Annotated in this window: 17 protein-coding genes and 1 riboswitch; of the genes, 10 read left to right on the forward strand and 7 right to left on the reverse strand. The window is 67.7% G+C overall.

Annotated features, from left to right (window positions below; translation table 11 throughout):
• Positions 1-166: 166 nt before the first annotated feature.
• The gene (locus KGR00_RS02895; protein WP_224417729.1) at positions 167-2353 is read left to right on the forward strand and encodes a heavy metal translocating P-type ATPase; all 2187 of its coding nucleotides are present in this window, start codon (positions 167-169) and stop codon (positions 2351-2353) included.
• 272 nt (positions 2354-2625) lie between these two features.
• Here the strand turns inward: KGR00_RS02895 and thiC are convergent, their stop codons facing one another.
• The gene (gene thiC / locus KGR00_RS02900; RefSeq protein WP_224417728.1) at positions 2626-4524 is read right to left on the reverse strand and encodes a phosphomethylpyrimidine synthase ThiC; all 1899 of its coding nucleotides are present in this window, start codon (positions 4522-4524) and stop codon (positions 2626-2628) included.
• Positions 4525-4591: 67 nt separating this feature from the next.
• Positions 4592-4712: riboswitch (TPP riboswitch) on the reverse strand.
• Between the two features lie 154 nt (positions 4713-4866).
• Here thiC and KGR00_RS02905 point away from each other — a divergent pair.
• The 7 genes from KGR00_RS02905 to KGR00_RS02935 all read left to right on the forward strand — a co-directional run bounded on the left by KGR00_RS02905 (position 4867) and on the right by KGR00_RS02935 (position 12416).
• Positions 4867-5784: a DMT family transporter gene (locus tag KGR00_RS02905; protein ID WP_224417727.1), complete on the forward strand. Its 918-nt coding sequence runs from the start codon at positions 4867-4869 to the stop codon at positions 5782-5784.
• A 444-nt stretch (positions 5785-6228) separates the two neighbouring features.
• The gene (locus tag KGR00_RS02910; RefSeq protein WP_224417726.1) at positions 6229-7170 is read left to right on the forward strand and encodes a 3-oxoacyl-[acyl-carrier-protein] synthase III C-terminal domain-containing protein; all 942 of its coding nucleotides are present in this window, start codon (positions 6229-6231) and stop codon (positions 7168-7170) included.
• A gap of 11 nt (positions 7171-7181) precedes the next feature.
• Entirely contained in the window at positions 7182-8177 is a 996-nt protein-coding gene (locus tag KGR00_RS02915) for an NAD-dependent epimerase/dehydratase family protein (RefSeq protein WP_224424112.1), read from the forward strand.
• Positions 8174-9022, forward strand: coding sequence for an MBL fold metallo-hydrolase (locus KGR00_RS02920; RefSeq protein WP_224417724.1), 849 nt, complete (start codon positions 8174-8176; stop codon positions 9020-9022). The genes KGR00_RS02915 and KGR00_RS02920 overlap by 4 nt, the downstream gene beginning before the upstream one ends.
• Positions 9023-9065: 43 nt before the next feature.
• The gene (locus tag KGR00_RS02925) at positions 9066-10247 is read left to right on the forward strand and encodes a hypothetical protein (RefSeq protein ID WP_224424113.1); all 1182 of its coding nucleotides are present in this window, start codon (positions 9066-9068) and stop codon (positions 10245-10247) included.
• Positions 10240-11403, forward strand: coding sequence for an ATP-grasp domain-containing protein (locus KGR00_RS02930; protein ID WP_224417722.1), 1164 nt, complete (start codon positions 10240-10242; stop codon positions 11401-11403). Before KGR00_RS02925 ends, KGR00_RS02930 begins: the two co-directional genes overlap by 8 nt.
• Positions 11403-12416, forward strand: coding sequence for an aromatic ring-hydroxylating dioxygenase subunit alpha (locus KGR00_RS02935; RefSeq protein WP_224417721.1), 1014 nt, complete (start codon positions 11403-11405; stop codon positions 12414-12416). The genes KGR00_RS02930 and KGR00_RS02935 overlap by 1 nt, the downstream gene beginning before the upstream one ends.
• Before the next feature lie 113 nt (positions 12417-12529).
• Here KGR00_RS02935 and KGR00_RS02940 read toward each other — a convergent pair whose 3' ends face one another.
• The 6 genes from KGR00_RS02940 to KGR00_RS02965 all read right to left on the reverse strand — a co-directional run bounded on the left by KGR00_RS02940 (position 12530) and on the right by KGR00_RS02965 (position 17656).
• Positions 12530-13033, reverse strand: coding sequence for a methylated-DNA--[protein]-cysteine S-methyltransferase (locus KGR00_RS02940; RefSeq protein WP_224417720.1), 504 nt, complete (start codon positions 13031-13033; stop codon positions 12530-12532).
• Positions 13030-14559 carry an Ada metal-binding domain-containing protein gene (locus KGR00_RS02945; RefSeq protein ID WP_224417719.1) on the reverse strand — a complete coding sequence of 510 codons (1530 nt, stop codon included), beginning with the start codon at positions 14557-14559 and terminating at the stop codon, positions 13030-13032. Before KGR00_RS02945 ends, KGR00_RS02940 begins: the two co-directional genes overlap by 4 nt.
• Positions 14560-14623: 64 nt before the next feature.
• Complete coding sequence (locus KGR00_RS02950; protein WP_224417718.1) at positions 14624-15817, reverse strand: PQQ-dependent sugar dehydrogenase; 1194 nt, start codon at positions 15815-15817, stop codon at positions 14624-14626.
• A gap of 72 nt (positions 15818-15889) precedes the next feature.
• Positions 15890-16819 carry a lysophospholipid acyltransferase family protein gene (locus KGR00_RS02955; RefSeq protein WP_224417717.1) on the reverse strand — a complete coding sequence of 310 codons (930 nt, stop codon included), beginning with the start codon at positions 16817-16819 and terminating at the stop codon, positions 15890-15892.
• Between the two features lie 79 nt (positions 16820-16898).
• A complete protein-coding gene (locus tag KGR00_RS02960; RefSeq protein ID WP_129139103.1) occupies positions 16899-17261 on the reverse strand; it encodes a DUF4870 domain-containing protein in 363 nt (120 codons plus the stop codon).
• Positions 17258-17656: a VOC family protein gene (locus KGR00_RS02965; protein ID WP_224417716.1), complete on the reverse strand. Its 399-nt coding sequence runs from the start codon at positions 17654-17656 to the stop codon at positions 17258-17260. The genes KGR00_RS02960 and KGR00_RS02965 overlap by 4 nt, the downstream gene beginning before the upstream one ends.
• 335 nt (positions 17657-17991) lie before the next feature.
• Between KGR00_RS02965 and KGR00_RS02970 the strand changes: the two genes are divergently transcribed.
• Positions 17992-19368: an MFS transporter gene (locus tag KGR00_RS02970; RefSeq protein ID WP_224417715.1), complete on the forward strand. Its 1377-nt coding sequence runs from the start codon at positions 17992-17994 to the stop codon at positions 19366-19368.
• Between the two features lie 188 nt (positions 19369-19556).
• Entirely contained in the window at positions 19557-20405 is an 849-nt protein-coding gene (locus KGR00_RS02975; protein WP_224417714.1) for a 3-hydroxyacyl-CoA dehydrogenase NAD-binding domain-containing protein, read from the forward strand.
• Positions 20406-20411: the final 6 nt, after the last annotated feature.

The following is a 20411-nucleotide window of genomic DNA, read 5'->3' on the forward strand; positions in this document are numbered from 1 at the left end:
TCTCGGGTCGGCCATCCAGAGAGCGTACGCTAAACCAAGGCGCCGGTCGGGTCCATGGCCAATCCACCGGGCATTGAGTCTGTAGCCACTACAGACAATATCCTCGTCGATCATCAGGCGGTCAGCGACACGAGGGTGTTAACCAATGGCGGAAACCGAACCGGTCATGGCAGACCATCACGAATGGCATGTCGACGGCATGGATTGTCCGAGCTGCGCCGGCAAGATTCGTGGCGCGCTGGAGAGGTTGCCCGGCGTCGAGGACATTCGCGTCTCGGTGATCAACGAGACGCTGTCCCTGTCATTGGACGGGGCGCGGATCTCGCCCGAGAGGGTCACGGCGACAGTGCGTCAGTTGGGGTACCAGGCGTCATTGCGCGGTGAGACGCCGCCGGACCCGGCGGCGGAAGAAGAGACCCGCTCGCGCTGGTACGCCACCGGCAAGGGCAGGCTGGTGCTGGCCAGCGGCGGGGCGCTGGCCGCTGCGACGCTGCTGCGATTGTTCACCGACGAGACGCTGGCCTATTGGGGCTTCTTTGCCGCCTGTCTGGTGGGGCTGGTGCCGATCGCCCGGCGCGCGCTGACCGCCGCCCGGGCCGGCATGCCGTTCACCATCGAGATGCTGATGACCATCGCCGCGGGTGGGGCGCTGATCATCGGTGCCGCCGGGGAGGCGGCGCTGGTGATCTTGCTGTTCTCGATCGGCGAGATTCTCGAAGGGGTGGCCGCCGATCGGGCACGGGCCGGCATCCGCTCGCTGGCCGATCTGGTGCCGCGCAGCGCCCGGCTCGAGACCGCGCCCGGCGAGATCCGCACCGTCGATGCGGCCCATCTCAAGGTCGGCCAGGTCGTGGTGGTGCGTCCCGGCGACCGGATCCCCGCCGACGGCGAGATCCTCGAGGGACGCTCGGCGATCGACGAGTCGCCGGTGACCGGGGAATCGGTGCCCCGGTCCAAGGACGTCGACGATGCCGTCCATGCCGGATCGATCAACCACGACGCCGTGCTGCGCATTCGCGTGACCCGGCCGCCCGAGGACAACACCATCGCCCGGATCATCCGTCTGGTCGAGGAAGCCCAGGAGGCCCGCGCGCCCACCGAGCGGTTCATCGACCGCTTCAGCCGTATCTACATGCCGGTGGTGGTGGGCATCGCGGTGCTGGTCGCCGTGGTTCCGCCGCTGGCCGTCGGCGGTGACTGGAGCGAATGGGTCTATCGCGCCCTGGCACTGCTGCTGATCGGCTGTCCCTGCGCGCTGGTGATCTCGGTGCCGGCGTCGATCGCCTCGGCGCTGTCGGTGGGCACGCGCCGCGGCCTGCTGCTCAAGGGCGGGGCGGTGATCGAGGCGACCGCACGAGCCAGCGTGGTGGCCTTCGACAAGACCGGCACCCTGACCGCCGGGCAGCCGGTGGTCACCGACGTCGTCGCGGCCGACGCAGCGGGCGACGCCGATGCCGTCACCACGCTGGCCGCGAGCCTCGAGCAGGGCTCCAGCCACCCGCTGGCCGAGGCGATCCTCCAGCACGCCCGGACGCGGGGGCTGTCGCTGACCCGGGTGAGCGAGTCGAAGGCCATCGCCGGTCACGGCGTCGAGGGGCGTATCGATTCGCGCCGTGTCTGCGTCGTCTCGCCGCGTTACGCCGCGGAGCAGGGTGTGTTGCCCGAGCCGCTGACGTCACCCATCGCCGCCCTCGAGGCGGCCGGCAAGACGACCGTGGTGGTGATCGACGGCGATACAGCGATAGGCCTGATCGCGCTGCGCGACGAGCCCCGGCAGGACGCCATCGAGGGGGTGCGTGCGCTGGATGCCATGGGCGTGCGCGCGCTGATGCTGACCGGCGACAACCCGCGGACCGCGGCGTCGATCGCCGGGGCGATCGGGCTCGAGCATCGCGCCGGGCTGCTGCCCGACGACAAGGTGACGATGATCCGCGAGCTCGTCGCCCGCGAGCGGGTGATGATGGTCGGCGACGGCATCAATGACGCCCCGGCGCTGGCCGCCTCGCACGTCGGCGTGGCGATGGGCTCGGGCACCGACGTCGCGCTGGAGACCGCCGACGGCGCCCTGCTGCGCAACCGGGTGGGCGACGTCGCGGCGATGATCGGCCTGGCCCGCGAGACCATGGCCAACATCCGCCAGAACATCGTCATCGCCCTGGGCCTCAAGGGAGTCTTCCTGATCACCACCGTGCTGGGGATCACCGGGCTGTGGCTGGCGATCCTCGCCGATACCGGGGCAACCGTGCTGGTCACGCTCAATGCGTTGCGGCTGCTGCGGGCCCGTTCCGGCGCAGAAGCATCGCAGCTATCCCAGCGGGAAGCACCGGCGAGTGGCTCGCCGGTGGGGGCGTGAAGAGCCCTGCCGGGTGTATGGACGTTTGCGCCAATGGCTTGGCCCGCGGAGCGAATCGTCGACAGGCCTGCGAGCGGGGCCGGCCCTCCGGGGCGCCATGAGTCCTTCCCTGGAGGCTACCGACGCTGTCTGACCGCCATGGATGGCGGGAATGCCGAAATGAAAGGGATCTCTTTTCGGTCTTGGCGTCGGACCCCTCTTCGGGCCTGTTTCCGATTCCCTTTAGCCGCTGTCCTAGGCGTCGCCATGAGACAGCCATGTCACGCGCCTTCTTACACCTCCCTGTACAGCTCGGCGCCCTGGTCGCGGAACTTCTCGGCCTGTTCGGCCATGCCGCGTTCGATCGCCTCGCGATCGCCCTCGAGGCCCTTGTCCCTGGCGTAGTCGCGGACCTCCTGGCTGATCTTCATCGAGCAGAACTTGGGCCCGCACATCGAGCAGAAGTGGGCCACCTTGGCGGAGTCCTTGGGCAGGGTCTCGTCGTGGTAGGCGCGGGCGGTGTCCGGGTCCAGCCCCAGGTTGAACTGATCCTCCCAGCGGAACTCGAAGCGCGCCTTGGACAGCGCGTTGTCGCGACGCTGGGCCGCCGGGTGGCCCTTGGCCAGATCGGCGGCGTGGGCGGCGATCTTGTAGGTGATGATGCCGGTCTTGACGTCGTCCTTGTTGGGCAGGCCCAGATGCTCCTTGGGCGTGACGTAGCAGAGCATGGCGCAGCCGTACCAGCCGATCATCGCCGCGCCGATGCCCGAGGTGATGTGATCGTAGCCCGGGGCGATGTCGGTGGTCAGCGGCCCCAGGGTGTAGAAGGGCGCCTCGTCGCAGGCTTCGAGCTGCTTGTCCATGTTCTCCTTGATCAGGTGCATGGGCACGTGGCCGGGGCCCTCGATCATCACCTGGACGTCATGGCGCCAGGCGATGCGGGTCAGCTCGCCCAGGGTCTCGAGTTCGGCGAACTGGGCGGCGTCGTTGGCGTCGGCCACCGAGCCGGGGCGCAGGCCATCACCCAGCGAGAAGGCCACGTCGTAGCGCTGGCAGATCTCGCAGATTTCCTCGAAATGGGTATAGAGAAAGCTCTCCTGGTGGTGGTAGAGACACCACTTGGCCATGATCGAGCCGCCGCGGGAGACGATGCCGGTGGTGCGCCTGGCCGTGAGCGGCACGTAGCGCAGCAGCACGCCGGCGTGGATGGTGAAGTAGTCCACGCCCTGTTCGGCCTGCTCGATCAGGGTGTCGCGGAAGATCTCCCAGGTCAGGTTCTCGGCCACGCCGCCGACCTTTTCCAGGGCCTGGTAAATCGGCACGGTGCCGATCGGCACCGGCGAGTTGCGCACGATCCACTCGCGGGTCTCGTGGATGTTCTGCCCGGTGGAGAGATCCATGATGGTGTCGGCGCCCCAGCGGATGCCCCAGGTCATCTTGTCGACCTCGTCCTCGATGGAGGAGGTCACTGCCGAGTTGCCCAGGTTGCCGTTGATCTTCACCAGGAAGTTGCGGCCGATGATCATCGGCTCGGATTCCGGGTGATTGATGTTGCAGGGGATGATCGCCCGACCGGCGGCCACCTCGTCGCGCACGAACTCGGGGGTGATCTCTTCCGGCAGGCGGGCGCCGAAATTCTCCCCCGGGTGCTGGTGGCCGAGAATCCGCTCGACCTCCTCGCTGCCCAGCGCCTGACGACGCTGGTTCTCGCGAATGGCGATGAACTCCATCTCGGGCGTGACGATGCCCTGGCGGGCGTAGTGCAACTGGGTGACGTTGCGGCCTCCCTTCGCCCGCCTTGGCGCGCGGGTCAGCTCGAAACGCAGCGGGGCGAGCCGCGGGTCGTTGGCGCGGCGGCGGCCGTACTCGGAGGTCGGGCCGTCGAGGAACTCGGTATCGTCGCGGGCCTCGATCCAGGCGCGGCGCAGCTCGGGCAGGCCGCGGCGCAGGTCGATGGCGGCCTCCGGGTCGGTGTAGGGGCCGGAGGTGTCGTAGACCAGCAGCGGTGGATTTTCCTCATCGGCACCGGACGTGCGGGTCGGGGACAGCGTGATCTCGCGAAAGGGGACACGGATATCGGGCCGCGAGCCCTCCACGAAGACCTTGCGTGAACCGGGCAGTGGGGCCACGGCGGCGGCATCGACGCGCGCGGTTTCGGCCAGGGCGTTGTCGGTCAGGGTCGTTCGGGTCATGGTTGTGCTCCACACGGTCTGGGCGGCGCACAGCGTAGGCGGGAAGGGGCCTGGAAGGGACGGGCAGGCGGATCCTTCGCTTGATCCCTACGCCGGTACTAGCCGGATCAGGTTCATCGGGATCCACCGTGATGCCCGTGGGCATAGGGTGATCTCAGCCGGTTCCACCGGCACCCCGTCAAGCGTCGCGCGCGCAAGGCGCGCAGGCAGAGAGCAGTCTGGGCCAGGGTCGGGAAGGGGTCAAGCGGCCGGGGGCAGGCTTCGCCGGCCGAAAGTGGCCGGTCGCGATTTGGCGTTGCGGTACGATGGGCGTCGATCCGATCATCATGCCGGGAGCCCGCCATGCCGCTGGATGCCTCGCTACGCCTGTTGCTGCTTTCCGCCCTGTGGGGCGCGAGCTTTCTGTTCATGCGCATCGCCGCCCCGGCTCTGGGCGCGTTTTCCACCGCCTTTCTGCGGGTGTTTCTCGGTGCGCTGGGGTTGCTGGCGATCCTTGCCCTTTGGTGCGTGCCGTGGCGCTTTCAGGGCCGGGCAAGGGCCGCGCTGCTGATCGGCGTGATCAATTCCGGTATTCCTTTCGCGATGTTCTGTCTCGCCGCCCAGGTGCTGCCGGCCGGCTATTCGGCGATGTTCAACGCCACCACGCCGTTGATGGGCGTGCTGCTCGGCGCGGCCTTCTTCGCCGAGGCGATGACCCGCGAGCGGCTGCTCGGTGTGTCCCTGGGCGTGGTGGGTGTCGGCGTGCTGGTCCAGGCCGGCCCGGTGCCGGTGAGCTGGCAACTGCTGGGCGGCGCGCTGGCCTGCCTGGTGGCAGCCAGCTGTTACGGCCTCTCGGGCTTTCTGGTCAGGCGCTACATCGCCGAGCGCGGCGGGCTGGATTCGCGTCTGCTGGCGCTGGGCTCCCAGCTCGGCGCCAGCCTGGCGCTGGCGCCCCTGATGCTGCTCGAGACCGCGACCCGGCCGTCGCTTGGGGCCTGGGCGCAGCCCGACATCTGGGCGGCAATGCTGGTACTGGGGCTGGCCTGCACGGCGCTGGCCTATCTGCTCTACTTTCGCCTGCTGCAGGACTTGGGGCCGGTCAAACCCCTGACCGTGACCATGCTGGTACCGGCGTTCGGCGTGCTGTGGGGCGCGCTGTTCCTCGACGAGCGGGTGACGCCGGCGCACGGCATCGGCGGCGCGCTGATCGCCCTGGCGCTGTGGCTGATCCTCTTCAAGCGGGCGCCGCGGCGTGACGTCGGGGCAGGGCAGAAACAATGAGACAAAGACGACGGGAGCGAAGCGACGGCGCAGGCCGCGTTGTGCGTGCGGCACGGCCGGTCTCGAGTGCCGGCGCTCGTCGTGTGGCGTGTGTTGTGGAGTCATGCCATGAGACGAGAGAGGGGCCGGCCGTGGGCAGGTCGATAATAATATAAAAACACAAGGTGTTTGACGTGGTTTCGAACTTCGTGAACCGCTGACCGTTTGATTAAGGTTTAACGGTTCATTGCTCTATCGGTTCTTGTGACAAGGGCCCGGTGTAATTATCGCGCTTCAAGAAGCCAAATAATAGCCATGCTTCATGGAATCCGTGAAGTTCTGAACGTTCGTTTAACTTGACGGTACTTTGTAATATGCTTCGATGCTTCAATTGGTGACGAGAATGGATAATTGATCAGTAATTTCTCGATTGTCGGGTGGGGCGCTTATCGACCTCGTTGTGTGATGTCATCGCGCCAGCTTGACGCGCGTTACGGTCTCGACCCCGGTTCGACAGAACGCCAGTTTGGCATTGCCGCGCGGCATGTGGCGGGCGAGGAGGAAACGACGTCGATGATGGCCGCCGAGGCGGCACGGGCGGCGTTGGATGGCGCGGGCTGGGGGGATGATCGACCAGACGTGATCATCGGTGCATGCGGGGTGATGGAACAGCCGATCCCCTCGACGGCGGTACTGGTGCAGAACCGTCTTGGTCTCGGTCACTCGGGTGTTCCCAGTTTCGATGTCAATCAGACCTGTCTGTCATTCATGGCGGCATTCGATATTGCTGCCATGGGAATGGCATGTGGACGTTGGAATCGGGCACTGCTTTTTGCGAGTGATATCGCGTCGGCCGGGCTCGATCCTAATGTCCGCAAGACGAGTTCCATCTTTGGCGATGGGGCAGCAGCGCTGGCGATCGAGGCCGCGCCGGGCGAACCGTGCGGCATGCTGTCGAGTGCGACGGTCACGCATGGCGCTCATCAGGAACTCGCGCGGCTTCGTGCCGGAGGAACGCGATTGCGTGTCGAAGAAGGCTACGAGGCGCTGATTGCCGGCTCATATTTCGAGATGGATGCCTTCGGCATTTTCAAGGCCGCTGCCAAGTTGCTGCCCGGCGTCATTGAGCGGGCACTCACGCAGGCGGGAATCGATCGTGACGCTCTCGCCTGTGTGGTGTGTCATCAGGCCAGCGCTCCGGGTGTCGAGCATGTCAGACGACTTTTCGAGCCTCGGGGAGAGCGTGTAATCACGATCTTTCCAGAGACCGGCAACCAGATAGCCGCCTCGATACCCACCGTGCTTGCTCACGTGCTCACCCAAGGACTCGCCGGGCCGGGCGATCCGATACTGCTGCTCGGCACTGCCGCTGGCGTCAGTGCCAGCGCGATGGTCATCCGGTTATGAGCCGTCGGCGCATGCTCATTACCGGGGCCACCGGCGGTCTGGGCAAGGCCTTGGTGCGTGAAGCGCTGAGACGCGGGCACGAGGTGCGCGCCGTGGGCCGGTCGGAGCCGGCGGGAGAGGTGCTGAGGGCCTTGGGGGCAGAATTCGTCGTGGCCGATCTAGCGGGTGCGGATGTCGACCTCGCCGAGTTGAGCGAAGGCGTCGATAGCGTGATTCATGCGGCGGCCCTGTCGGCGAGCTGGGGGCCACGTCGGGCCTTCGAGACCAACAACGTCCTCGTGACCGAACGTCTGCTCGAAGCGGCTGCCGGCTCGGGCGTGGCCCGTTTCGTGTTCGTCTCGTCTCCGTCCATTTTCGCGACCTTTGGCGATCGGCTCTCGATCGGCGAGCATGACGCGCCTGCCTCCCGGCCTCTCAATCATTACGCGCGTACCAAGGCCATCGCGGAACGCCGGGTGCTGTCTCCTCGCGAGGATGCCATGGCCTGCTGCGCAATTCGGCCACGCGCGCTGGTCGGTCCCGGCGACCGCGTGATTCTGCCGAGTCTGGCCGAACTTGCCGGCCGCCGGCGGATGCCGCTCCCCCGTGGGGGTCGGGCACTGATCGAATTGACCGACATGCGTGATGCGGCCTGGTCCATCTGTGAAGCGGAAGCGCGCGCCCCCGGGCTGGCCGGCAAGGCGATCAATGTATCGGGAGGCGTGCCCCTCGCCGTGGTAGACATTGCCCGACGGCTCACCGCCGCGTTGAACGTGTCACCACGTCTCGTTCCGCTGCCACTGCGTGTCGCGCAGGGTATCGCCGTCTCACTGGAAGCGCTTGCCTGGTTGAGCCGGTCCCGGCGTGAGCCGACACTGACGCGTTACAAGCTGGCGACCCTGGCCTACTCACAGACCTTCGACCTCGAGCCTGCCCGACGGCTGCTGGGATACCGGCCTCGATACGCTGCCCTCGACACGCTGCTGGCCGAAGCGCGGCAGATCGCTTCCCCCCGGGGGGCGCCTTGATTCGCGTCGGTTTTCGCTGGCTCGAACGCGGTTCGTGTCGTCACCCGGAGCGTGCCACGATCTCGAAGGGGAGTCTGTGCCCGGTCGACTTTCCCGCCCTCGTCGGCGTGATCGAGCATCCCGAGCGGGGCCTGTTTCTGTTCGATACGGGCTATGACAGCGCCTTCATCGAAGCCACCACACCGTTTCCCGAACGGCTCTACCGCTGGGCGACCCCCGTCGATATCGGCGCAGGACAGCAATGGAAGACCTGGCTCGACGAGCATGGCATCGACGAGGACCGGATTGCGGGAACCATCGTTTCGCACTTTCACGGCGATCACGTGGCCGGAATCGGGCATCTTGCCCGGCGCCCGGTCTATTGCGCACGTGCCGGGCTTGACGCGCTGCGCCGAACCGGTCGTTTCGCCGGGGTCCGGCGGGGCCTGCTACCGGCCCTGGTGCCTCGTGCGGTCGATGCCAACGCCCGCTTTTTCGAAGATTCACCGGTCAGGCGCTTGCCCGGTGGGTTCGCGCCATTCACCACGGGGCACGACATTCTGGGCGATGGGAGCCTGTTCGCTGTGGAATTGCCGGGGCATTGTATCGGTCATTGGGGGCTTGCCTTGCGTACCACTCGGGACCGCCAGGTGCTGCTCGCGGGCGATGCCGTGTGGCTGGGCAAGTCCATACGCGAGGGTCGGCCGCCGCCGTTCGTCACCACTGCGCTGCTGGGCAACACACGGCGTTATCGCGCCACGCTACAGGCGCTGATCGCGGCCGACAGGGGCAATCGTGAATTGACCATATTGCCCTCCCACTGTGCCGATAGCGCATCGAGGTTTCGCGAGAGTCATGCGGATTGATCGAGTCTTCCTGTCCTGGCTGAGAACGCGGCGGGCACTGCGCATGTCGCCCGACCAACTGGCGGCGAGGCGAGCGGCTTTGTGGCGTGACCTGCAGCCGGTGCTGGCGCGTACGCCTGCGTTATCCTTCCATTCGGGAAGCGATCTGGCCGGCTTTCCGATCACGGATACCGCGAGCTTGCGCCGCGACTACGGTGCCTGGAACAGCCTGGGCATGAGCGATGCGACATTGCGTGCCCTGGCGCAAGAGGCCGAAGAGGGGATGGCGTCCGGTGAATTGTCGGCGGGCTGGTCGACCGGATCGGGGGGCGGCGCCCGTGGCCTGTTTCTGTCGCGCCCCTCGGAGCGTGCCGACTATCTCGGGCAGATTCTTGCCCGGCTACTGCCGGCGCCCGACCTGCTACGGCGTCAACGGCTGGCCCTGCACCTGCGGGCCAGCAATTCGCTCTACAGCGACGTCGGACGTCGCCGCTTCGCCTTTGCGCATGTGCCGCTCGGCGAGTCGACCGAGGCGTCCCTGAAACGACTTAGACAATTCGATCCGACGATCCTGATCGCACCGCCGCATCGTCTCGCCGCTTTTGCCCGGGCCGGAGCGCGCTTTCCTTCCTTGCGGCATCTGTTCTGTGGCAGCGAGCCGGTCAGCGAGGCCGAACGCAGCTTCGTCGACGACAGGTTGGGCTTGAGACCGCGTGGCATCTATCAGGCGACCGAAGGGTTCATCGCCGCCGAATGCGTCGAAGGGCGCCTGCATCTGAACGATCATGTCATGATCATTGAACTCGAGCCGGTACCGGGAACGCCTGGATATCGGCCGATCATCACCGATCTGCGCCGGGTCAGCCAGCCTATCGTCCGTGTCCGCGGCGACGACTACCTCGAGATCGACGCACGACCTTGCCCATGCGGTTTCGCGGGACGCGTCATTCATCCGCCGCAAGGCCGCGTGACGGATATCTGGTACTACGCGGGCCGTGTGCTCACGCCCCCGCGCGTGGTGGCGGCGATCGAAGCTGTGCTGGGGGGCGAAACGAACTGGCAGGCGGTGGCGGAACCCGATCGCGTCGTACTTCGTCTGTCACCTTGCTGTCCGGCCGATATCGCCACGCTTGCCGCGCGATCGCTGACCCGCGAGCTTGGAGGAACGGTGCCGGTCGTGGTGACGCAGGATTTGACCGCGTGGCGCGGTCCCAAGCGCCGCAAGGTGAAAGGTGGCAATGCCTAGGCGTGTCCTGATTACCGGTGCCCGGGCCGCCGCGGCGCTCGACCTCGCTCGCGACTTCGCCGCCGCCGGATGGGAACCGCATCTGGCCGACTGTGTACCGGCGCGGATGGCGAGCTGGTCGAGGGCCCCCGCACGTGTTCATCGTTATCCGGCGCCCAGGTATCAGAGCGCGGCATTCCGCGAGCGCATCGTCGAACTCGTCGAGACCTTGGATATCGATCTGGTCGTGCCGACCTGTGAAGAGGTTTTCCATCTTGCCGCGCCGGCCGTTCAGGGGATTCTGGAAGCGCGTCTGTTTGCTTCGCCGCTTTCGACGCTGCGTCGGCTTCACGACAAGCTGGCCTTCGTCCGTCACTGTGCCGCGTCCGGGTTGCCGGTGCCGGTGTCTCACCCGATCGACTCCGTCCGGGAGCTGACGGGGTTCGCGACTACCAGCCGCGACTGGGTGTTCAAACCGCGGTTCGGTCGTTTCGGTGACTGTACCCGTGTCGCCCCCGGCCCGGCAGAGTTGACCGCGATTACCCCCGGTCCCGATGCGCCCTGGATGGCTCAGCAACGGATCATCGGTGAAGAGACCTGCTTTTATGCCGTCGCGCATCGCGGCGAGCTCGTTGCCTTTGCCGCCTACGGTTCCGAGTGGCGCCTGCAGGGCGGTGCCAGCTACGCCTTCGCCCCCCTGGCCAGTCAGCGTGAACGAAGGCTGCGCGATATTGCCGCGCGTCTGGCGTGCTCCGCGGGCATCCATGGTCAGTTCGCCTGCGACGTGATGTTCGATACCGCGGGTTCCCCCTTCCTGCTCGAGTGCAACCCCCGGGCCACCAGCGGCGTGCATCTGCTCGCTGGTGCGGGGCACCTGGCTCGGGCGATGGCGGATGGCGTTCCTGCCCCCGGAGTCCCGCCATCGGGGGCTTGCTATCTCGGGCCGGCGATGCTCTTGCTGGGCCTGCCTCGTGCGCTGCGTGATGCCAAGGCGCGCCAATGGTGGCGCTGCCTGGCCTCCGGTCACGATGCGATTTCCCGTCCGGGGGATCGGCGGCCCTTTCTCGGCGCATTGGTGGATGCCGCTGCCTTTACCCTGGCAGGCTTCAAGCGAAACATCTCGACCAATGCCGCGACAACGCACGATCTCGAGTGGAATGGCGAGGAATTACCCTGATGAACTACCCCCAGTCGGTGCGAGATGCCTGGCACCTGGTCGCCCTGTCGAAAGATATTGCCCGGCATCGAGTGCGCAAGACGATGTGTTGTGATGTACCCATTGCCCTGTTCCGTGGCAAGCAGGGGATCGGTGCCTTGGTCGATCGCTGTCCGCATCGTAATTACCCGCTTTCCGAAGGCCGGGTGCACAAGGGGGGATTGGAGTGCCCCTACCATGGTTGGCGTTTCGCCAGCGACGGCACCTGCCTCGAGGTACCCGGCTGTCTCGTCGATACGACGCGCGATGACGGTTTGAAGGCCAGTGCGTTGCGTGTGGTCGAGCGCCACGGCGGTATCTTCGTGGCGCTCTCCGATGCGGCGCCAGCCGAGCCACCGTTGCCTCCCGACTTCGGCAATCCGTCACTCGACCATTTCTGGTGGCAGCAGGGTTGCTGGACCGGTCGCGCCTTCGATGCGATCGAGAATGTCATGGACCCTTTTCATACCAACCACCTTCATCACGGGTTCATTCGTCGACGTGACAAGCGATTGCCGGTGTCCTTGATCGTGACCAGCCACGGTGACGGGATCGAAATGGCGATCGAACAGACTGCTCCCGACCTGGGCATGATGTCGCGCTTTCTGGAGCGCAGTCGTTCACGCAGTGTTTCCCGTTATTATCCGCCCACCACCGTGCAGGCCCGCTGGGAAGGCGAGTCCAGCCTCACCCTGTGCGTCACCGCCATCTTCACGCCGGTCACCGAAGGGAGCTTCATGCCCTTCGCGCGCTTTTCGACGCCCAGCGGTATCGTGCCCGGCTGGCTCAAGCAGGCGGCCATACGCCTGTTCCTGGCGCCGGTGGTCTCGCAGGATCGGCGTGCTCTCGAACGCCAGCACGAGGTCATGACGCACTTCGGCCGCCCTGCCTTCATCTCGGGGCCCGGTGACATTCTCAAGACCCGCTTGCATCGTCTGTGGAAGGGAGAGGCACTCGAGCCCGGCAGCGATCCGGCCGTCGAAGTGAGGCTATAGCGTGACTTTCATTGCGCTTCGATGACGCGCCTCGCTCAATGGTGTCTCCTGGTGATCTGCTCTTGCCACGGCGGGAGACTCGCCGTGGCGAGGGCATGGAGGGAGGGGCATGGCTATAGGGCGCGCTGCCCGGCCTCGAGATCGAGCAGCGCGCGCTTGCGCGCCAGCCCACCGGCGTAGCCGGTCAGATTGCCCTGGCTGCCCACCACCCGGTGACAGGGCACCACGAGGGTCAGCGGATTGCGTCCGACGGCACTGCCCACCGCGCGGGCCGCGCCCGGCGCCAGGCCCAGCCGCCGGGCGAGGTCGCCGTAGCTGACGCGCCCGCCGTAGGGGATGGCGGCGAGGGCTTGCCAGACGCGCTGCTGGAAGTCGCTGCCCGAGGGGGACAGCGGCAACGAGAAGCTCGCCAGCCGCCCTGCGAAATACGCCTCGAGCTGGGCTTGAGTCTCGGTGAACAAGGCTTCGCTGAGCAGGGCCTCGTCGCCGGTGACGGTGCCATCGGCGTCGGCAGGGTAGTGGCGCTGACCGACGAAGAAGATCCCAGTGAGGGCGTCGTTCTCGGCGCGCAGGAGCATCTCGCCGAGCGGTGAGTCGATACGGGTTTGGCGGATCATGGACGGTCCTCCGCTGATGAACGGGCAGCCTCGTCGAGGCTGGCGTGATGCCACAGGTGCATGGCGGCGTAGGCTCGCCAGGGCGACCAGGGCTCGGCGTCGGGGCCGAGGGTCGGCCAGTGGGAGGCGAGCCGGCGACGCAGGACGAGATCATTGCCCGGCCAGGCGTCGGGCCAGTCGAGCGCGCGCATGGCGACGATCTGCGCGGTCCACGCGCCGACCCCGGGAATCGACTTCAGGGTGACGAGCGTTTCGTCGAGCGGCGCGTCGGGGCTCAACATCAGTCGTCCGTCGTCGATGGCGCGGGCCAGGGCATGAATGGCCCCCGCCTTGGCGCGGATCAGTCCCAGCGAGGCGAGTTCCGCCGGATCGCTCGCGGCGATGCGCCCGGCGGCGGGGAAGGCGTGGTCGAGCCCGGTCGGCGCGCCATCGGCGTCGAATGGCTCGCCGAAGGTTTGCGTGAGCCGGGTCAGCAGCGTTCGGGCGTGGCCGAGCGAGATCACCTGGCCGACGATCGCCCGCACGGCGACCTCGAAACCCTCGGCGCCACCCGGAACCCGCAGCCCCGGCGTGGCGGCGGCCAGCGCGCCGAGCTGGGTGTCGATGCGGTCGATGCGTGCGTCGAGATCGAACAGTCGACGGGTCAGGCGCAGGTAGTCGATGCTGCGCGCCGCCTGATCGGCGGGGATCTCGAGATGCAGGACGTTGCGTACGGCCAGCGGCGTGACCGCCAGCCAACCGAGCGTGCCGTCGCGATGGCGCACGACCCGGGCATGGCCGGACCCGCGACGGGTGGTGAAGATGCGCTCCACGCCCGGCACGGCGCGTCGGCCGAGGAAGGCGATCAGGGCCTCCCAGGCCAGCGGCGGGCGGTAACCGAGTTCCAGCGTCAAGGTCCTCGACGGGGCGACGGTCGTCCCGCCGGCGGTCTCGCGGCGCAGACGCCCCGGCGGCATGCCGTAGCGCTCGCGAAACACCGCGTTGAAGCGTCGCAGGCTGCCGAAGCCGGCGGCCAGGGCGACCTCGGCGACCGGCAGCGGGGTATCGGTGAGCAGGCGCTTGGCGGCCAGCAGTCGTTGGGTCAGGGCGTAGTCGAGCGGCGAAACGCCGTAGGCGCGGTGAAACAGCCGGCGCAGGTGGCGTGGCGACAGCCCGATCCGCGCGGCCAACGCATTCAACCCGGCGTCATCGAGTGCGCCCTGTTCGATGGCGCGGGCCGCGGCCTCGACCAGGCGGCCGTTGAGATCGTCCCGCGAAAGGGCGCGTCCGCCGCCCGGGGCCCGCTCCGGGCGGCAACGCAGACAGGGGCGAAAGCCCGCCTGCTCGGCCTGGGCGGGGTGCTCGAAGAACCGGCAATGCGCCGGGCGCGGAGTGCGCGCCGGACAGATCGGCCGACAGTAGATGCCGGTCGACAGCACGCCGACCACGAAGCGCCCGTCGAAGCGGGCGTCGCGGGCGCGATAGGCCCGGTAACGCACGTCGTGTGCCGTATCGGCGCCGGTCGAAGGGGAAGCGAGCGTGTCCATGGCGCTACGATAGCGCGTTCCGGCCGGCCCGACTGGTCGGAATCGGCCAGCGATCTGCGGGCCCTCAGTCGTCGATGGTCAAGCGATAGAGGCCGGTCTCGCCGACATCGGTGGTGAAGTAGACGGCGCCGTCGTCGCCCACCGCCACACCCACCGGGCGGGCCCAGCGCCGGCCGTCGGCGTCCTGGAAGCCGGTGACCAGCGCCACCACCTCGCCGTTGTGGCCCTCTTCGTCGAGGCGCACGCCCATCAGGGCCGGTTCTCGGCGCGTCGCCGGATCGCCGGCGGCGCTGCCATTGGGTGCGGTGGCCCAACTGCCGTGGAGGACGCTGATCAGGTCGACGTCGAGCGGGTGATCGTCGGGCAGGAAGGCCAGCCCCATCGGCGCGCTGCGCGCCGGGAAGGTGGCGACCGGCGGCGTGACCGCGCTGGCCGTCTGTGGCGGGGCGACATCGATGCAGTCGTCGCGAGTCGCCTTGCCGTCGACCCACTGGAACCAGGGCATGCCGAAGAAGCGCCCGGGCTCGGCGCGCTCCAGCACCTCGCGGGGGCGTTCGAAGCCCCAGTGATCGGGGCCGTTGTTGTTGACATAGAGCGTGCCGTCGTCGCGCCAGGCCAGCCCGACCGGGTTGCGCAGGCCACTGACGTAGGGTCGCCAGACGGGCGTGTCACCGCTCTCGTCGAGGACCAGCACCCCGCCGCGGCGATCCGTGAAGGGATAATCGTGGCCCAGGTACTGGTTCGAGCAGTTGCCCTGGATACCCAGCGAGACATGCAGCCGGCCGTCCGGGCCCAGGCTCAGCGAGCGCGAGCTGTGTCCGCCGCCACCGGGGATCGCCGCCACCTCGTGGAAGTCGTCGGCGTCGAGCGTGGCGCCCGTGTGGTAGTCGGCGCGCAGCAGGGCGTCGGTGGTGGCGACGTAGAGCGCGTCGTCGCGGCGCACCGCACTGTGCGGGTAGTCGTCGAGACGCACCAGCACCTGCGCCTCGTCGTAGGGCGGTGTCAGACGATAGACGGTGTCGGCCTTGCTGCCGATGAACATCTCGCCGTCGCGGCCCAGGCTGATCAGGCGGGGATTCTCGAGCGCGACGAGCTTGGCGATGTGCGCCCCGGCCGGTGCCTCGAGCCGTTGCGGCGTGCCGGCCACGGCGACCTCGGTGCGCGTCGCCTCCTGTGCGAAGGCGATGGATGCCAGCCCCGGGGCCAGCAGGGCGGCGAGAAGGGTGGCGAGAGAAACGGCAGCGAACCGTGCCAGCATGACGGACTCCGTGGAACGTGAGCGGTTCACGCCAGTGTAGTCGGTGTCCCCAGACCGAAGCGAAACGCCCTCTCAGCGGTAGAGCCGGAAACGGCGATACTCGGGGTGATCCTGCTGTTCTTCCGGGGTCTTGCGGTAGCGCTTGTATTCCCACTGGTACTGGGCGGGGTCGAGGTCGATGACCGCCTCGACGCTGGCGTTGACGCCGCGTGCGGCGACCGCCTCGTCGGGGTCGTAGACGCGCTCGTCGGCGGCCAGGAAATGGATCTCGAAGCCGCCCTGCGCCAGGCGGCGGGCGACGCCGGTCACCACCCGGGCTCGGGTGCGTGCCACCAGCTTGGGCAGCAGCGTCGCGGTGTAGGCGGGACGGTGATAGAAGTCGGCGAACACGCCGCCGCTCCAGTCGGGTTCCTGGTCGGGCAGGATGCCCACCGCCTGGCTGCCCTTGAGTGCCTTGAGCAGGGCGGCGACGCCGCGGGCGTTGGTGGGCACCAGCGCGGCGCCCATGCGCTCGCGCCCCCGGCGGATCACCGGGTCGAGCTCGGTGATCTTGGGCGGCTCGTACATGGCGGTGAAGGGGAAGTGGCTCGACAGCCAGAAGTTGAGGACCTCCCAGTTGCCGAAGTGCGGCGCCAGCACGATCACCCCGCGCCCCGCCGCGCGCGCCTCGTCGAGCAGCTCGCGGCCGTGCACGGCGTGAATCGAACGCTCGACGCGTTGCGGCGCGCCCATCCAGGCAAAGCCCAGTTCGAGCATCGTCGCCGTGGAATGGCACAGGCTGTCGCGGGCCAGCCGGCGGCGCTGGCCGGCGTTCTGTTCGGGGAAGACTTCGCGCAGGTTGATCTCGGTGACCTGACGCTCACGGGCGCTGAGGCGATGAACCAGCGGACCCAGACCCCGGGCCAGACGCCACAGCAGGGCGGGCGAGCAACGCGCCAGCAGCCGCCACATGGTGGCGATGGCCTTGGCCTGGAGCGGTTTGGAACGGGGTGGTTCACTCATCGATCGTGGCTGTCTGGACACCGGGGGCGGGCATTATAGCGACATGGCCGCCCGCCTTCAGCCTTGCGTGCGCGGGTCCTTACCACAGCCAGGTGTCGACGTTGCTCGGCGCGCGTTTCTCCTGCAGACCCTTGAAGCCCTTCACGCAGCGCACGATCACCCATACCGCCAGGGCGATCAGCAGCAGCAGGCCGATGCCGATCAGCGACAGCACCAGGGCGACGATGCCATAGAGCAGGCTGATCCAGAAGGTGCGGATCTGATAACGATAGTGTTCGTCGAGCCAGACCGGCCCCTTGCCGCGGTAGACATAAGCGATCACCACGCCGATCACCGGCGTGATGCCGACCACGAAGCCGGCCAGCATCAAGGCATAGACCACCGTGGCGATGGTGGTGTCGGCGGGTTGGGGTGATTCGCTGGCGACGGGTTGCTCGGTCATGAAGCCTCCATGGGTTGACGGTCGGGGCGGCAGAGTTCGATCAGGTTGTTGTCCGGATCGCGTAGGTACAACGAGGTGATCGGCCCGTTGGCGCCCTGGCGGGCGACCGGGCCGGTTTCGATCTCGACCTGCAGGGCGTCGAGGTGCGCCTTGACCTCGTCCAGCGGCAGCAGGCTGCGAAAGCAGATGTCCAGGCTGCCGGGGGTGGGGCAGCCGGCGCGCGGGGTGATGGTGGTGTCGACCTGATGCAGGCGCAGGGCGATGTCGCCGAATACCAGGTCGACCCGCTCGATGTCCCGATAGCGTGTCTCGAGCCCCAGCACGCGGGTGTAGAAGTCCACGGCTCGGGGTATGTCGGTGACGACGACGACCAGATGATCCAGGCCCGCTAGCATGGTGATGTCCCCCGTGGGCAATCGGCACGGACGCGTTGCGGCAGGTCCGTGCATGGCTGTTATCGTCCTTCAGGATACGCTAATCGTTCTCATCCTGCCCCGTCGCCGTGTGCCTCGCAAGCCCCGCTCGTGGGCCGCCTGCGGCAAACCGCGAAGGGTACCAGACCGGGTGTCCGCATAAGCGGGAATTATGCAGCGATTTTCTTGATCCAGGCCGCTTGAATTCGCTTTGTGGCACCGGTCGGCCGGCGTATAGTCGCCGGCGAAATCGCGACCCGCGTTCGCCGGGTTGCTGCGGGCGTCCTGCCCGGATGATGACAAGAGGTTATTCCTGCATGTCGCGGCAACTGCTGGCCATGGCGCTGGCTCCCCTGTTGGGGCTTTTCATTCTGGGCATCGGCAACGGCTTCTTGGCGACCCTGATCACCCTGCGTCTGGACGCCGCGGGCGCCTCGGCGGTGGTGATCGGCTGGGTCTCGTCGGCCTACTTCATCGGCCTGGCCATCGGCGCGCTGCTCAACGACCGATTGCTGCTGCGCATCGGGCACATTCGCGCCTATGCCTGCTTCGCCTCGCTGGTGGCGGTGACCGTGCTGCTCCAGGGGCTGTGGCTCAATGCCGGGGCTTGGTTCGCGCTGCGCCTGATCGGTGGCTGGGCGACCGTCGGTGTCTATCTGGTGATCGAGAGCTGGCTGCTCACCACCGCCGACCCGCGCGTGCGCGGCCGGCTGCTGGCCCTGTACATGGTCTCGCTGTACGCCGCGGGGGTGATCGGCCAGTTGCTGCTGGGGGTGACCGATGCCGCCGGGGTGACGGCGCCCTTCATGGTGATCGGCCTGCTGGCCTCGCTGTCGGTGTTGCCGATGGCGATGATCCCGCGGGTCTCGCCGTTGATCGAGCACGCCGAGCCGTTGCCGCCGCTGCGGCTGATCCGTCTCACGCCGACCGGGGTGATGGGCTGCTTCGGTTCCGGCATCGCCGTCGCCGCGATCTATTCGCTGCTGCCGCTCTATCTGCAGCGCAACGGCCTGTCGGTGGAGCGCATCGGACAGATGATGGCGCTGGTGGTGCTCGGGGGCATGCTGCTGCAGTACCCCATCGGCCGCTGGTCGGATCGCCACGATCGGCAGCTGGTGCTGATCCTGATCGGCGTTGCCTGCATGGCCCTGTCGATGGGAATCCTGTCGCCGGGGGCTTCGCCCTGGTTGCTGGCGGGATTGCTGTTCCTGCTCGGCGGCGGGATCTTCGCGATCTATCCGGTGGCGGTCAGCCATGCCGCGGATCGTGCCCCGGCCGGCGCGCTGGTGCGCATGAGTCAGGGCCTGCTGCTGATCAATGCCCTGGGTGCGGTGGTCAGTCCGCCGCTGATCACCCCGGTGATGTCGTCGGTCGGCGATGTCGGTCTGTTCTGGTCGCTGGCCGCCCTGGGCGGCTGCCTGGCGCTGTTCTTCACCTGGCGGCGCAGCCGGCGCCCGGCACCGCTGCCGATGGCACCCTTCACGCCCAACCCGCCGCAGACGGTGGTCGGGGCCGAGCTCAACGTCACCCAGGAACTGGTCGAGGGGGCGATCGAGCACGAGCACATCGAGGACCTGTCGCTGGCCGTGCCCGACGTGGCCGTTGCCGAGCCGGTCTGGCAGGCCGGCGAGACGCCCGCCGACAGCGAGCCCGGGGCGCCCCGGGACACCCGCCAGCGCGATTCCGTCGATTGATCCCACCTTTCACCGGCCACGCCCGACGCCCAGCGTCGGGCGTGGCGTTTTGGGGCCCCGGTGGCCGCGCCGGGTTGGCCGAACGGCGGCTTTTCGGTCATGGTTAAGGCCGAGAGGCGACACGTGGATAGCGGGTGTTGCATCCATGTCGTCAGTCGCCAGTGTTTTCTCAATCGGAGAGCGAAGCGATGGACAAGGGACGGATCGGGGTCGTCGGCGCCGGCACCATGGGCCAGGGCATCGCCCAGGTGCTGCTCGCCGGCGGTCGCGAGGTGATGCTTTACGATGTCGCCGAGGCGGCGCTCGAGCGCGCCGAGGCGGCGATCACCAAGGGACTGGACAAGCTCGTCGACAAGGGGCGGCTCGACACCGAGACGCGCGAGGCCGCCCTGGCGCGGCTGAATACCGTCACCCAGCTCTCGCTGCTGAGCGAGTGCCGGGCGATCATCGAGGCGGCGCCCGAGCGCGAGGAACTCAAGACGGCGCTGTTCCGCGACCTGGCCAAACTGGGCGACGACATCGTCCTGGCCTCGAATACCTCCTCGCTGTCGCTGACCCGCCTCGCCGCCGTCTGCCGGCGCCCCGAGCGCGTGGTGGGCATGCACTTCTTCAACCCGGTGCCGGTACTCAAGCTGGTCGAGGTGATCCGTGCCGAGCAGACCGCGGACGACACCGTGGCGGCGGTCGAGGCGCTGGCCCGCGAACTGGGCAAGACGCCGGTGGCGATCGCCGATTCGCCGGGATTCGCCGTCAACCGCCTGCTGGTGCCGATGATCAACGAGGCGGCCTTCCTGGTGCAGGAGAACGTCGCCGCTGTCGACGATATCGACCAGGCGATGCAACTGGGCGCCGCGCATCCCATGGGGCCGCTGGCGCTGGCCGACCTGATCGGACTCGACGTCTGCCTGGAGATCATGGAAGTGCTGCACGACGGCTTCGGCGATCCCAAGTACCGCCCCTGCCCGCTGTTGCGGCGGATGGTCGATGCCGGCCACCTGGGCCGCAAGAGCGGACGCGGCTTCCATGGCTATTCCTGAACCCTG

This window comes from Modicisalibacter sp. MOD 31.J (assembly GCF_020147985.1).
Lineage (GTDB): Bacteria > Pseudomonadota > Gammaproteobacteria > Pseudomonadales > Halomonadaceae > Modicisalibacter > Modicisalibacter coralii.